The sequence below is a fragment of the Gordonia sp. N1V genome (assembly GCF_029269935.1).
Lineage (GTDB): Bacteria > Actinomycetota > Actinomycetes > Mycobacteriales > Mycobacteriaceae > Gordonia > Gordonia polyisoprenivorans.
This window is the reverse complement of the sequence record NZ_JARJDD010000005.1, coordinates 279,314-293,289: the sequence shown is the minus strand read 5'-3', so window position 1 is coordinate 293,289 and position 13,976 is coordinate 279,314. Positions and strand designations below refer to the sequence as shown.

At 68.6% G+C, this 13,976-nt stretch carries 12 protein-coding genes; 4 read left to right on the top strand and 8 right to left on the bottom strand.

Features of this window, described 5'->3' with window-relative positions:
• Positions 1 to 453: 453 nt before the first annotated feature.
• Positions 454 to 1,152 carry an alpha/beta fold hydrolase gene (locus P3L18_RS09450; protein ID WP_020171335.1) on the bottom strand — a complete coding sequence of 233 codons (699 nt, stop codon included), beginning with the start codon at positions 1,150 to 1,152 and terminating at the stop codon, positions 454 to 456.
• Positions 1,153 to 1,274: 122 nt separating this feature from the next.
• Here P3L18_RS09450 and P3L18_RS09445 point away from each other — a divergent pair, with 122 nt between their 5' ends.
• Positions 1,275 to 1,898, top strand: a complete 624-nt coding sequence (locus tag P3L18_RS09445; protein ID WP_170320202.1) for a precorrin-8X methylmutase — start codon at positions 1,275 to 1,277, stop codon at positions 1,896 to 1,898.
• A 58-nt stretch (positions 1,899 to 1,956) separates the two neighbouring features.
• Positions 1,957 to 3,462, top strand: coding sequence for a precorrin-3B C(17)-methyltransferase (gene cobJ, locus P3L18_RS09440; RefSeq protein ID WP_265077970.1), 1,506 nt, complete (start codon positions 1,957 to 1,959; stop codon positions 3,460 to 3,462).
• A 52-nt stretch (positions 3,463 to 3,514) separates the two neighbouring features.
• Here cobJ and P3L18_RS09435 read toward each other — a convergent pair whose 3' ends face one another.
• From P3L18_RS09435 to P3L18_RS09420, 4 genes are read right to left on the bottom strand one after another with little or no spacing between them, the layout of a single operon-like run.
• Positions 3,515 to 4,303, bottom strand: a complete 789-nt coding sequence (locus tag P3L18_RS09435) for a cobalt-precorrin-6A reductase (RefSeq protein WP_006370179.1) — start codon at positions 4,301 to 4,303, stop codon at positions 3,515 to 3,517.
• Positions 4,272 to 5,069 carry a cobalt-precorrin-4/precorrin-4 C(11)-methyltransferase gene (locus P3L18_RS09430; RefSeq protein WP_276113948.1) on the bottom strand — a complete coding sequence of 266 codons (798 nt, stop codon included), beginning with the start codon at positions 5,067 to 5,069 and terminating at the stop codon, positions 4,272 to 4,274. Before P3L18_RS09430 ends, P3L18_RS09435 begins: the two co-directional genes overlap by 32 nt.
• Entirely contained in the window at positions 5,066 to 6,349 is a 1,284-nt protein-coding gene (gene cbiE / locus P3L18_RS09425) for a precorrin-6y C5,15-methyltransferase (decarboxylating) subunit CbiE (protein WP_265077969.1), read from the bottom strand. The genes P3L18_RS09430 and cbiE overlap by 4 nt, the downstream gene beginning before the upstream one ends.
• Positions 6,346 to 7,131, bottom strand: a complete 786-nt coding sequence (locus P3L18_RS09420) for an SDR family NAD(P)-dependent oxidoreductase (protein ID WP_170320203.1) — start codon at positions 7,129 to 7,131, stop codon at positions 6,346 to 6,348. Before P3L18_RS09420 ends, cbiE begins: the two co-directional genes overlap by 4 nt.
• Before the next feature lie 76 nt (positions 7,132 to 7,207).
• Between P3L18_RS09420 and P3L18_RS09415 the strand changes: the two genes are divergently transcribed.
• Positions 7,208 to 7,624 (top strand): PPOX class F420-dependent oxidoreductase, encoded by a 417-nt coding sequence (locus tag P3L18_RS09415; protein ID WP_006370174.1) that lies wholly within the window; start codon positions 7,208 to 7,210, stop codon positions 7,622 to 7,624.
• Between the two features lie 18 nt (positions 7,625 to 7,642).
• Here P3L18_RS09415 and P3L18_RS09410 read toward each other — a convergent pair whose 3' ends face one another.
• On the bottom strand, positions 7,643 to 8,761 hold the full coding sequence (locus tag P3L18_RS09410; RefSeq protein WP_276113947.1) for a Xaa-Pro peptidase family protein: 1,119 nt from the start codon (positions 8,759 to 8,761) through the stop codon (positions 7,643 to 7,645).
• A 121-nt stretch (positions 8,762 to 8,882) separates the two neighbouring features.
• Between P3L18_RS09410 and P3L18_RS09405 the strand changes: the two genes are divergently transcribed.
• Complete coding sequence (locus tag P3L18_RS09405; RefSeq protein ID WP_079929720.1) at positions 8,883 to 9,851, top strand: 5'-3' exonuclease; 969 nt, start codon at positions 8,883 to 8,885, stop codon at positions 9,849 to 9,851.
• A 39-nt stretch (positions 9,852 to 9,890) separates the two neighbouring features.
• On the opposite strand, the gene P3L18_RS09400 is transcribed toward P3L18_RS09405, so the two are convergent.
• Positions 9,891 to 10,862 (bottom strand): DUF4333 domain-containing protein, encoded by a 972-nt coding sequence (locus tag P3L18_RS09400; RefSeq protein ID WP_276113946.1) that lies wholly within the window; start codon positions 10,860 to 10,862, stop codon positions 9,891 to 9,893.
• Between the two features lie 231 nt (positions 10,863 to 11,093).
• Entirely contained in the window at positions 11,094 to 13,934 is a 2,841-nt protein-coding gene (locus tag P3L18_RS09395; protein WP_276113945.1) for a DEAD/DEAH box helicase, read from the bottom strand.
• Between the last annotated feature and the right edge of the window lie 42 nt (positions 13,935 to 13,976).

Genomic DNA, 13,976 nt, shown 5'->3' with positions numbered 1-13,976 from the left:
TCGCAACGATGTCTGTCGAGCCTCCCCTCCCAAGGAGGCGTTTCGAGTGAGCACGTGCGTCGATTCGACGGTTATCACGACGCGTGAGGTGTTCACGCTGTCGCGATCGTCGTTCAATCACAGCAACTCTCTCGTGAGCTGACGATACATGCACTGACTGTGAAGAACGGTGTCCGAGGGCGTCCCACACGACTTTACTGCCAGGTGTCACAGTGGGATTGAGGGAAACTCCGCCGAATCCGACTTCACCGGTCCGATTCATGCCTTTGCACCGAATTTACGTCGAGAATTCACCGAATCCGCGAAATTCACGGAAAGTCGACAGCGTTTTTCCAGAAATGAATTGGCGTTGTTTCTGAATTCAAACAGCCCCGAAATTCGGTGAGGAATGTCGATGTGAATTCGTGGCGGAACGACGGGCGCGGGTCACCCGGGTCGTGCCCGGGGTCGGCGTCAGTCCTCGGTGGCGGACAGGCGGCGCTCGATGTCGGCTGCCACGTCGGCGAGGTGCTCGGACAGATAGAAGTGGTGGCCGGGGAACTCACGCATGGTGAATTCGGCCGAGGTCCGTTGCTCCCACGGAGCAACCTTCTCTGCGGTGGCGACCTCGTCGTTGTCGGCGTGATACGCGTGAATGGGACACGCCAGCGTCACCTCCGGCGGGCATTCGTAGGCCGTGATCGCCTTGAATCCGCGCAGGGTCGGCAGAATCCGTGACGAGAAGGCCTCGTCCTGCAGCATCGCGGGGTCGAGTCCGGTCATCGCCGAGACCGCGTCGAGCAGTCCACGATCGGACTCCGGGATGTATTCGTACCCACTGCGGCCGGGTGCGGCGCATGCGGAGACGAACAGCGCCTCGATCTGCACCCCGCGCTGTTCGAGGCGGCGGGCGGTCTCGAAGGCGACCAAGGCCCCCATGGAGTGGCCGAAGAACGCCACGCGCGTGTCCGGGCCGAAGGCCGGCAGTTTGCTCAGCACGGTGTCGGCGAGGGCGTCGATACCGGTGAAGGCGGCCAGGTCTTGGCTTCCGTTCTTTCCCGGGTACTGGACCGCCACCCGTCCGATATCGGTGGTGAAGGTCCGTGCGAAGGGCACGTAGAAGGCCGCGGAGCCGCCGGCGTGCGGGAAGATGTACAGCGTAGGCGCGGTCACGCCGCATACGATAGCGCCTCACAGGGCACGCGGGTCCGCGACGATCACCGCCGGCGGGACCGAGTTGGCGCACCGAGCAGATGATCGGTCCCGACGGCGCTGCCGATAGGCTGACGGACATCATGACCGAGTACCTGCGTGATGGCGCCTCCATCTATCGTCGATCGTTCGCGATCATCCGTGCCGAGTCCGACCTGTCCGCGTTCGCTCCCGACGTGGCCGGTGTCGTCGTGCGGATGATCCATGCCTGCGGACAGACCGATCTCACACGCGACGTGGTGGCCACCGAGGGCGTGGTGCGCGCCGCACGGAATGCACTGACCGACGGCGCGCCGATTCTCTGTGATGCCACGATGGTCGCGAGCGGGATCACACGGCGTCGTCTTCCCGCGGACAACGAGATCCGATGCCATCTCCACGATCCCGCGGTGCCGGAGTTGGCCGAACGCATGGGTACCACCAGAACCGCTGCGGCACTGGAACTCTGGAAACCGGTCCTCGACGGCGCCGTCGTCGCGATCGGAAACGCCCCGACCGCACTGTTCGCGTTGTTGGAGATGATCGACGCCGGGGCGCCGCGGCCGGCGGCGATCGTCGGTGCGCCCGTCGGCTTCGTCGGGGCCGCCGAATCGTGCGCCGAGCTGGCCGCCCGCGCCGACCTCGAGTTCATCACGGTCACCGGCCGCCGGGGCGGGTCCGCGATCACCGCTGCCGCCATCAACGCACTGGCCAGCCCGGAGGAATGAGGCGTCGACCATGGGTTCAGAACAATCGGTGTCATCACAATCGGTGTCATCACAATCGATGTCGTCGCGGCGCCTCGGCAAACTGTGGGGAGTCGGACTGGGACCCGGTGACAGCGAACTGATGACGGTCAAGGCCGCTCGGGTGATCGGTTCGGCCGAGGTCGTGGCCTATCACTGCGCACGCCACGGGCGCAGTATCGCCCGCGGTGTCGCCGAGCCGTATCTGCGTCCGGGGCAGATCGAGGAGAGGTTGATGTACCCGGTGACCACCGAAGCCGCCGACCATCCGGGCGGCTATCGTGGTGCGCTCGACGACTTCTACACCGACAGCGCCGAACTCCTTGCCTCTCACCTGCGTGCGGGCCGCGACGTGGCCCTGCTCGCAGAGGGCGACCCGCTGTTCTTCAGCTCCTACATGCACATGCACAAGCGCCTGGCCGCCGAGTTCCCGACCGAGATCATCCCGGGCGTGACATCGGTGAGTGCGGCGTCGGCGGCAATCGAGGTCCCGCTGGTGGAGGCCGAGGAGACGCTGACCGTCGTTCCAGGCACCCTGCCGGTGCCCCGAATGCGTGAATTGTTCGCGCACGCCGATGCTTTCGCGGTCATCAAACTCGGCCGGACCTTCACCGGGGTGCGCGAGGCGCTGCGCGCGGCAGGCCGGCTCGACGAGGCGTGGTACGTCGAACGCGCATCCACCACCGCACAGAAGGTGGCCCCGGTCGCCGAGGTCGACCCCGCGCAGGTGCCGTACTTCTCGATGGTGGTGGTGCCGGGTCGCTTGAACAACCCGCGCGCAGGCGCCCCCGACCCGCCGCGGGCGGAGGTGGTGGTCGTCGGCCTCGGGCCGGGCGCCGACGATTGGACCACCCCGCAGGTGGAGCGGGAACTGGCGGCGGCCACCGATCTGGTCGGCTACAAGACCTATCTGGCACGTGTGTCGCCGCGGCCGGGACAGCGCATCCACGCCAGCGACAACCGCGTCGAGGCCGAACGTGCCGAGTTCGCACTGGATCTCGCGGCCCGAGGCGCCCGAGTCGTGGTGGTGTCCTCCGGCGACCCGGGAGTGTTCGCGATGGCCTCCGCAGTGTCCGAGGTGGCCGCCGAACCCCGGTGGGCCGATGTGCCCGTGCGGGTCGTCCCCGGCATGACCGCGGCCAACGCGGTTGCAGCGGCGGTCGGCGCGCCACTCGGCCACGACTTCGCGGTGATCTCACTATCGGATCGGCTCAAACCATGGGAGGTGATCGCCGATCGGATCCGCCGCGCGGTGACCGCCGATCTGGTGATCGCCATCTACAACCCGGGGTCGCGCAGTCGAACCTGGCAGGTGTCGGCACTGAAAGACATCCTGACCGAATCGGTTTCGGCAGATCGGGTGCTCGTCCTCGGACGCGACGTCGGCGGCGACGAGCAGTCGCTGACGGTGACGACCGTCGGCGACTTCGATCCGGCTGTCGTCGACATGCGCACGCTGATCATCATCGGGTCGTCGGCGACCCGGGTGGTGCGACGTGGCGGTGGTGATCTCGTCTACACCCCCCGCAGTCACCCGGGTCACTGAGCGCTGGTGGCACGCCGGGCACTCGGCGCACCCGGTGGCGAACCGGCCGATGTCATCCGTCGGTGAGCGTCCGGACCCATGCGGCCGCGGAGACAACGTCGCCGACGGCGGTGACACCCAGCGGTTCGGCTGGTCTTTCGACCATGATCACCCGGACCCCCAGTTCGGCGGCGGCGTCGAGTTTCGGGCGGGTCAACGCTCCCCCGCTGTTCTTGGTCACCAGCGTGTCGATCCGATTCTCCTGCAGCAGTTTCCGTTCGGCGTCGAGGTGATACGGACCGCGGGACCGCAGGATTGCGTGATGGGCCGGGAGCCGGCCGGTCGGCGGGTCGACCACCCGGATCAGGAACCATGCGCCGGTGACCCCGGCGAAGGCGTCGGCGTCCTGGCGACCGGTGGTGAGCAGGATGCGACCGTCGTGACCGCTGACCGCCACGGCGGCGGCGCCGATGTCGGGCACCTGCGTCCAATGGTCACCCGCGCGTGCGACCCACGGTTCACGTCGAAGTCGCAGCAACGGTGTGTCGGTCACGGCACACGCCGTGACGGCGTGCGCGGTGATCGTGGCGGCGAACGGGTGGGTCGCGTCGACCACGGCGCGAACGTGGTTGTCCTGCAACCACCTCGACAACCCGTCGACGCCGCCGAAACCACCGATGCGGACCGCGCCGACGGGCAGGCGGGGTCGGGCGACCCGCCCGGCGAGCGAACTCACGATCTCGATACCGTCGTGGTGCAGGTCTGCCGCGAGGTCCCGGGCCTCGGCCGTGCCGCCGAGAATCAGCACGCAGTCGCGGCCCGGCGGTCGGCTACCGGTCATCGGGTTGTCCCCGATACCCATGGGAGTCGTTGCGCAACTTGGTGATCCGAGCGTGGGAGTACAGGTAACTCTCGAGCCGGTCGGGATGATCGGCGGCATCGAGAACACGTCCGACGAAGATCACCGCGGTGCGGGTGATCCCCGCGTCGGCCAGTGCGGTGGCGAGGTCGGAGAGCCGACTGCGAATGATCACCTGATCTGATCGAGAAGCGAAAGCAACTGTGGCAGTAGGGCAATCGCTGCCGTAGACGGGGCTCAGCGTCTCCACGATCTGCGGCGCGCGATGGGCGGCGAGATGCAGCGCGAGTGTCACGCCCGCCGCGGCGAGGTCGGTGAGATCTTCGCCGGGCGGCATGTCGGTCGACAGCGTCGACACGCGGGTGACCAGCAGGCTCTGGCCGATCCCGGGAACGGTCAACTCGTTCTGCAGCGCCGACGCCGCGGCGGCGAAGGCCGGAACGCCGGGCACCCATTCGACATCGATACCCTCGGCGCGGACCCGCGCGACCTGTTCGGCCACGGCCGAGTAGATCGAGAGATCCCCCGAGTGCAATCGGGCCACATCGTGGCCGGCGCGATGCGCATCGACGATGTGGGAAATGATCTGCTCCAGCGGCATTCGTGCGGTGTCGATGATCGTGGCGTCGTCCGGACACATCGCGAGGATTTCCGCGGGCACCAGCGATCCGGCCACCAGGGCGGTTCGGCAACGACCGAGGATTCGGGCGCCGCGCACGGTGATGAGGTCGGCGGCGCCCGGCCCTGCGCCGATCAGGAACAGGGTCACGACGTCACCGTCCCGTCGGTCGCCTTGGTGCCCGCCCAGCTGACGATCGGCAGTGCCGGGCGCCAGGTGAGGTACCCGCCGAGTGGTGCCGCGGTCTCCACCGCGACCCGACGTAGGGTCGATTCGGTGGCGTCGCTGCGCATCCGATGCCAGTCGGCGAGGATCGCCTGTGTCTCGATCGTCACCGCGTTGGCGACGAGCCGCCCGCCCGGCCGCAGCGCCGCCCACGCGGTGTCGAGCACCACCGGTGAGAGGCCGCCGCCGATGAATACCGCATCGGGAATGGGGGCGTGTACCAACGCATCCGGTACGGCACCACCAATCGTCACCCGTCCCGACACACCGTGCCGGTGGGTGTTGGTACGGAGTCGTTCTGCCCGTGCCGTGTCGCGTTCGAAGGCGATCACCACACCGCCTGGTTGCGCGCGCAACCATTCGATCGCCACGCTGCCGGAGCCGGAACCGATGTCCCACAACGTTTGTCGGTAGGACGGTGCCAACGCGCACACGGTGAGGGCGCGGATGACGGACTTGGTGATCTGTCCGTCGTGCTCGAATGCGCTCTCGTCGCGACCCGGCAGTGTCGAACACCGTGGGCCGATGCAGTCGACGGCGATGATGTTCAGTGGGTCGACGACGGTGGCCGGATCCCAGCTGTCGGCACGTGCGCTGGTCACCCGCTCGCGAGGCCCGGCCAGCTGCTCCAACACGGTGAACGGCGAAGCGCCGAAGCCGTGGGCCACGAGAAGGTCGGCGATGCGGACGGGGGTGGTGGCGTCGCGTGCGAGTATCAGCACGCGCCGGGCGTCGGTGATCTCGGTGAGCACGATCTCCGGGTCGGCTGTGACCGCACTGACGACCGCGACGTCCGCGAGATCCCACCCGAGGCGGGCGCACGCCAGCGAGGCACTCGAGACCGTCGGGATCACCTGCACGCGGTGTGCCCCGACCGCAGCCACGATGGTGGCGCCGAGTCCGTGGAACATCGGATCCCCGCTGGCCAGGAGATGGATGCGGGTACCGCCGGGACCGCCGTACCGCGTGAGCTCGGCGGACGACCCGGTGAGGACGGCATGGAGATGCTCCGACATCGGCGAACGCCAGGCAACGGTCGTGACGCCGAGATCGGGCAGCAGGGCCAGTTGTCGGGCCGAACCGAAGATCATCTGTGCCGAGGTGAGTTCGGACCGCGCGATCGGCGACAGACCGTCCCAGCCGTCGGCACCGATGCCGACGACGACGAAGGTCGAGTCGTCCTGAGCGGGAACGGAATCACTCATCGGGGCAGTCGCCGCCAGATCGCTCTCGGCAGCAGTCGCATTCCGACGAACAGCGGACGCAGGAGGGCCGGTATCCAAACCTCGGATCGTCGCTTGCGGTAGGCACGTGCCACCGCGTCGGCGACCTCGTCGGCCGTCACCGACAGCGGTGCGGGTCGGGTGCCCTGCGCCATCAACTCCGCCGTCATGTTGCCGATGACGAAGCCCGGCCGGGCCAACAACAGCCGAACACCACTGCCGTGCAAGGCATCCGCAAGACCGCTGGCGAAGCCGTCGAGGCCGGCCTTGGTGGAGCCGTACACATAGTTGGCGCGGCGCACCCGAATCCCGGCGACCGAGGAGAAGACGATGATGGTCCCGCTGCGCTCGGCGCGCATGGCCGTCGCGAGCGGGGTCAGCACACTGATCTGGGCGAGATAGTCGGTGTGCGCGATCTGCAGGGCGTGGGCCACATCGGTTTCGGCGCGCGCCTGATCGCCGAGGATGCCGAACGCCACGATCGCGATCCCGATCGGGCCGTGCTCGCGGGTGAGGGTGTCGATCAACGCGGGGTGGGTCGCGGTGTCGTCGGCGTCGAAGGCCACGGCGACGACGTCGGTCGCTCCCGCCGCGAGCAGGGTCTGCCGTTGGGGTTCGAGATCGTCGGGGCGGCGGGCGGCGAGCACGACGATCCGGCCGGCACACAGCCGCTCGGCCAACGCCACACCGATCTCGCTGCGCCCGCCGAAGACGACCACGGTCCCGCGATCGGGCTCCACACCCTCGTCTGCCACGGGATGCAGTATCGCATCGCGCGGGCGCCCGCGAGGTGCCGGGCATCCGGCGCGATGACCCACGCACGGTCGCTACCGTGAAACCATGCCACGCACGCGCGCCGATCTCGGCTCCGACGCCCTGTCCTTTCTCGCCGAGCGCCACCTCGCGACCATCGCGACCCTGCGCGCCGACGGCACACCGCACGTCGCGGCCGTGGGATTCACCTACGACGAGGCAGCGGGGCTGGCCCGGGTGATCACCAGCGACGGCAACCAGAAGGTACGCAACGTCGAACGCGGCGGATACGCGGCGCTCACCCACGTCGACGGGCCGCGCTGGCTGACCCTGGAAGGGCCGGCCAGCATCCGTCGCGAACCCGAGCAGGTCACCGATGCCGAACAGCGATACGCCCTGCGCTACCGCGAACCCCGGCCGAATCCGCGGCGGGTGGTCATCGAGGTCAGCGTCGAACGCGTGATGGGCTCGCGCACCCTGCTCGGCACCGAGCCGCAGCGGTGAAACGCCCGCCCCGGGAGCTCAGAGCACCACGAGGTCGTGCGGCCGCACGTTGAGTGCTTCGTGACCGTCGTCGGTGACCACGACGATGTCCTCGATCCGCGCACCCCATCGGCCGGCGAAATACACTCCCGGTTCGACACTGAAGGCCATACCCGGGCGCAGTAGCAGATCGTTTCCGCCCACGATGTAGGGCTCCTCGTGGACCGACAGGCCGATACCGTGCCCGGTGCGGTGGATGAAGTTCTCGGCCAGCCCACGCTCACGCAGCAGCTCGCGGGCGGCGGCGTCGATCGACTCGGCGGTGACGCCCGGACGCACCGAATCCACCGCACGCGCCTGGGCCTCCTGCAGGGCGGCGTAGGCGTCGGCGATCTCGACCGGCGGGGGTGTGAAGCAGTAGGTGCGGGTGGAATCGGAGTTGTACCCGGGCTCGACGGGGCCGCCGATGTCGATGACGACGACATCGTCGGGCTCGATCACCCGGTCGGAGTATTCGTGGTGCGGGTCGGCGCCATGTGGTCCGGAGCCGACGATGACGAACTCCGCCCCGGTGTGGCCCTCGTCGACGATCGCCGCGGCGATGTCGTCGGCGACGTCCTTCTCGGTGCGTCCCGGCCGCAGCCATTCACCCATGCGCGCATGCACCCGATCGATGGCCGCGCCGGCCCGGCGCAATGCTTCTATCTCCGCGTCGTCCTTGATCATTCGCAGTTCACGCAACACGTCGGTGGCCAAGGCGGGGGTGGCGGCGACCCGCTGCGCGATCGGCACGAGGTGCAGGGCGGGCATCGCGTCGGACACGGCGAGCCGTGGGTGGTCGGGCAATCCGGCCAGGGCCAGCGCGTGGGCGTCCTGACCGTCGACCCAGTCGACGATCTCGATACCGAGATCGTCGGCGGCCGACTCACGCACCGAGGCCAGCTCCAGACGTGCGACGACCAGGCGTGCGGTGCCGTCGGCGCCGATCACCAGCGCCGTCAACCGCTCGAAGGTCTCAGCGCGCGAACCGATCAGGTACCGCAGGTCCGGGCCGGGCGAGACGATCAGGGCGTCGAGTCCGGCGCCGGCGGCCAGTTCGGCCGCGCGGGTCACCCTCGTGCGGTACACATCGAAGTCGAATCGCGAAGCGCTTCCCATGCGGGCAGCCTACGCGGACCGCGGCGCTGCGACGGATTCGACGCCACCGGCGTGGGAGTGCCGCGCGGATGACAGAGTTGTGGGCGTGACCGACACCGGACGATCCACCCACGGCACCCTGATGCTGCTCGACGGCGCCAGCTTGTGGTTCCGCTCCTTCTTCGCGCTGCCGGAGAAGATGACCGCGCCCGACGGCCGGCCCGTCAACGCCGTCCGCGGTTTTCTCGACACCATCGCCACCCTGGTGACGCGCGAAGAACCGACGCGACTGGTGGTCTGCCTCGATCTCGACTGGCGACCGTCGTTTCGGACCGACCTCATCCCCTCGTACAAGGCGCACCGGGTCGCCCAGCCGGGCGGCGACGCCCACGGTAGTGGCTCCACAACCGTTGATATCGAGGAGGTTCCGGACACCCTCACCCCGCAGGTCGACATGATCCTCGACGTACTCGCCGCGGCCGGAATCGCCACCTCCGGTGCAGCAGGCTGCGAGGCCGACGACGTGATCGGCACGCTGGCGTTCGCCGAGTCCACCGACGACGTGATCGTGGTGAGCGGCGACCGGGATCTGCTGCAGGTCGTCGCCGACGATCCGGTCCGGGTGCGTGTTCTCTATGTGGGACGCGGGCTGGCGAAGGCGGAGATGATGGGTCCGGTGGAGGTCGGCGAGAAATACGGCGTGCCCAGCGAGCGTGCCGGTGCGGCGTATGCGGAGATGTCGATCCTGCGAGGAGATCCGTCCGATGGTCTGCCCGGGGTGAGCGGGATCGGCGAGAAGACCGCGGCCAAGCTCATCAACGAGTACGGCGGACTCGACGAGCTCGAGACCGCGGCCGCCGATCCGTCGTCGGCATTGACGCCGCGAAACCGCAAGGCGCTCATCGCTTCCGCCGACTATCTGAGCGCTGCACGCACGGTGGTCTTCGTCCGCACCGACGCGGAGACCGTGGAGAGCACCGACGACGACCGCCTACCCGCGGCACCGGCGGATCCGGAGCGTCTGGCCGAACTCGCGGCCGAACTGGGGATCGGGTCGTCGGTCGGCCGCTTGTCCAAGGCTCTGGGGTGGGATCTCGACGTGCCGCGCTGATCGCGTCCGGCCGCATGTCGTGGTGTGGCCCCGGTCGGCTCAGCTGGTCGGTCGCGCCACCTGGTACTTGCCGTCGTCGTCGAGGAAGGTGACCTTGACGTTCTGTTTCTGGCCGCCGACGGTCGCGGTGCATGTGAAGGAGTTGCCCTTCTTGACCTTCTGGCCGGAGGGACAGCTCACATCGGAGACGTCGCTCGCCTGATACTGCTCGGTGAGTACCTGTTTGACACCGTTCTGCGCGGCGGTCTGATCCAGTTCCCGCGGCCACCACCACAGCCAGCCGGTGACCACGATTGCGATCGCCGCGACGATCAGGACTGCGCCGACCGCTATCAACCCCTTCCAGAGCCCCTTCTTCTGCGCGGGCGCGGCCATGCCGGCGAACTGGTCGCCGGGTGCTCCATACGCCCCGTAGGGGCCCGGCTGACCGGGCTGTCCCGGTTGCGGCTGGCCGAACTGACCGAAACCCGCGGTACCCGGCTGACTCTGTGCCCCGTAGGGCGTGGTCCCCGGCTGCTGGCCATACGGCGCACCCGGCTGCTGGCCCGCAGCGCCGTACGGCGCACTCGACTGGCCGGGCTGCTGGCCGTACGGCTGGGCCTGACCGAATTGCTGGGGCTGACCATAGGGCTGTGCCTGGCCGAACTGTGCGGGCTGCCCCCCATACTGCTGCGGCTGGCTGGTGGGCGCCATCTGGGTCGGGTTGTACTGCTGACCGCTCGCCGCCCCGAATCCCGATGGTGCCGAAGGGGTTCCGTAACCCGGTGCAGGGTATCCGGGTTGCTGGGGAGGGCCGGGCTGGGCCGGATAACCGGCCGGGGTGGCCGTGGTCGGCGGCGCCTGCGGCGGTTGCTGCACGTGACCCGGAATCTGCACGACCTCGGTCTTGCCGTCGGATGCGGGTCCGGTCGGGTTCGCGCCGGAGTCGGGTGTGGCAGGGTTGCCCGGACCCGCGTCACCCGCCGCCGGTGTGCCCGGAACCTTGTTACTGGGGTCTTCCGGATTGGTCATCTGTGGTCTCCCGCCTTCGCTGCGCCGCTTGGCGTGCGCGTGTCGCCGATTCGCCCGACTCCATGGTCGGCGAACTCCCCCCGAGGTGCACCCGGCCTGTCCGCCGGCATCAGCGCGGGAGGTCGCCCACCGGCCCGATCAGCAAGAAACGTTACCCCAGCGACCGCCCTCGATCACTCAATGCGCCCGACGGCGACGAATGGTGTCGATCGGACGACCGAATATCGACGGTCAGCCCAGTTCGGCAGCGACCACGCCGCGGCGGATGGCCCCCACCGCAACGCGCGCGGGGCGCGCCAGCGGCGAGTCCTCACCCACGCACAGTCGGATCTGTTCGAGCAGGTCGACGACCTGTCGATTCCATCGGACGAAATCTCCGGGCGAGAGCAGATGTCCGCGTTCACCGGCCGCGGCGAGCGCCTCGGTCAGCGACCGGCCCGACACCCACAGCGAGACCGCAACGGAGAAGCCGGTGTCGGGTTCACGGGTCGGCGAGACGTGGTGGCGTGACTCGACGGCGGTCACCGATCGCCAGATCCCGACGGTGTCGGCGATCGCCGTGCGCAGTGCCGGATTGCCGCTCATCGCGTCGGCGCCGGAATAACTCTCGCGGCGCGACTCGAAGACCATCGCGGCGACGACGGCCGCCAGGTCCGGCGGTGAGAGCTTGTCCCAGATCCCCGCCCGGATGCACTCGGTGACCACCAGGTCGCTCTCGCTGTAGATCCGGCTGAGCACCTCGCCGGTCGGCGTGACACGCACGGTCTCGTCGACGTACTCCACATAGCCGAGTTCACTGAGCACCCCGACGATGTGGTCGAAGGTGACACCCAGCGTCGAGGTGCGCGCACCGATCCGCGCCTGCGCGTCGACGATGTCGCGCAACAGCCGATTGCGTCGTTCGGCCAGCCGGAACAGATCGTCGGAGGCCTCGATGCCGTGGGCGGGATGCGCCTTCAGCGCGTGCCGGAGCCGCTTCAATTCGGCGTCGTCGGCGGCCTCGGCACGCTTCTTGCTCCCGCGCCCCCGGGGCATCTCGATACCGGTGGAGCGCAGCGCCGACGCGAGGTCGCGGCGACCTCGCCCGGTACGACGATCGGCGTTGCGCGGCAAGCGCATTCCGCCGAGGACCTCCGGCGGATTGACGAAATCGGCGACCCCGACGCGACCACACCAGGCGTCCTCGGTGAGCACCAGGGGTTTCGGGTCGACCGGCGCCCCGGCGGACTCCAACACCACCGCGATCCCGCGATGGCGCCCCGTCGGCACACCGATGACCGCACCCCGTTTGAGCGAGGCGAGTTCGTCGGCGATCGCGTCCCGACCCTCGATGCGACGCCGGAACCGCAGATCCCGTTCGCGGCGACGGATGTCCTCACGCAGGGTGATGTATCCGAGGAAGCCTGCGTAGGGTTCCTCGGAGTCGTGCGCGACATCTGCAGCGTCTGCGGGGCCGGCCGTGTCCACGTCGACGCCGATCGGTCCCGGATCGATCCCCCGGCGCTGCGCAGCACCGGCGAGCTCGACGTCGAGGCGCCGCAACTGGCGGCTCATCTCGTCGACCTTGCGCGCCTGACCGACCACCGAACGGTCTGCCTGGAACTGTGCGAAGGAGCGGTTGAGCAGGTCGCGCGACCCGGCGAGGCCGAGTCGCCCGATCAGATTCACCGCCATGTTGTATTCCGGCGCAAAGGAACTCCGCAGCGGGAAGGTGCGCGCACCGGCCAGCCCGGCGACCTGCTCCGGGATCAGTTCCGGTGACCACACGATCACCGCGTGTCCCTCGACGTCGATCCCGCGTCGACCGGCGCGGCCGGTCAGCTGGGTGAATTCCCCGGGGCTGAGGTCCACGTGCGCCTCACCGTTGAACTTGACGAGCCGCTCGAGCACCACCGACCGGGCGGGCATGTTGATGCCCAGCGCCAGGGTCTCGGTGGCGAACACCATACGGACCAGTCCGCGGACGAACAGCTCCTCGACCGTGTGCCGGAAGGTCGGCAACAGACCGGCGTGATGGGCGGCGAACCCACGTCGCAGACCCGCCCGCCACTCGTCGACACCGAGGACATCGGCATCGGCGGGTGAGAGTTCGGTCAGATGCCGATCCACCACGTCGTCCACCGCCGCGACCTGATCGGGGGTGAGCAGGTTCAGACCCGACCGCAGACACTGCGCCAGCGCGCCGTCACAACCGGCACGGGAGAAGATGAACCCGATCGCGGGCAGCAGACCTTCCTTCTCCAAACGTGCGACGACCTGCGGCCGGGGCGGACCCGGCTTGCGTCGGGGACGGCCACGCCCGCGGCGCCCGCGCTGGTCATCGTCGTCGTCGAGGAGCATCCGGTGGCGGATGAAACGCTTCAACTCGGGATTGACCTTCGGCCGATGATCACCTGCCGCACCGCGGGAGTCGAACAGATCGAACAGGCGGCTGCCGACCAGCATGTGTTGGGTCAGCGGCACCGGCCGGTGATCGTCGACGATGACCGTGGTGTCGCCTCGGACCGTTTGGATCCACTCGCCGAACTCCTCGGCGTTGCTCACCGTCGCCGACAGGCTGACCACCCGTACCGAGGGCTCGAGATGCAGGATGACCTCTTCCCACACCGCGCCGCGGAACCGGTCGGCGAGGAAGTGCACCTCGTCCATCACCACATGCGACAAGCCGTTCAGCGCCGGCGAATTCGCGTAGATCATGTTGCGCACGACCTCGGTGGTCATCACCACCACCGGCGCGTCGGAGTTGATCGAGGTGTCGCCGGTGAGCAGCCCGACCGACGCGGCACCGTGCACCGCGACCAGGTCGGCGTACTTCTGGTTGCTCAATGCCTTGATCGGCGTGGTGTAGAAACACTTGCTGCCCGACGCGAGCGCCAGGTGCACGGCGAACTCACCGACGATGGTCTTGCCCGCACCGGTGGGGGCACAGACGAGGACGCCGTGGCCGCTCTCCAGAGCGTGGCAGGCGCGGATCTGGAAATCGTCGAGACGGAAGTCCAGGCGGGCGACGAAGGTGTCGAACGCCGAACCCGCGGTGGCGGAGGGGGCGTCGAGCCGGTCCGAGGAAGTCATCGACACCAGCATGTCACCTTCGAGGCCATCGGTGCTCTCTGT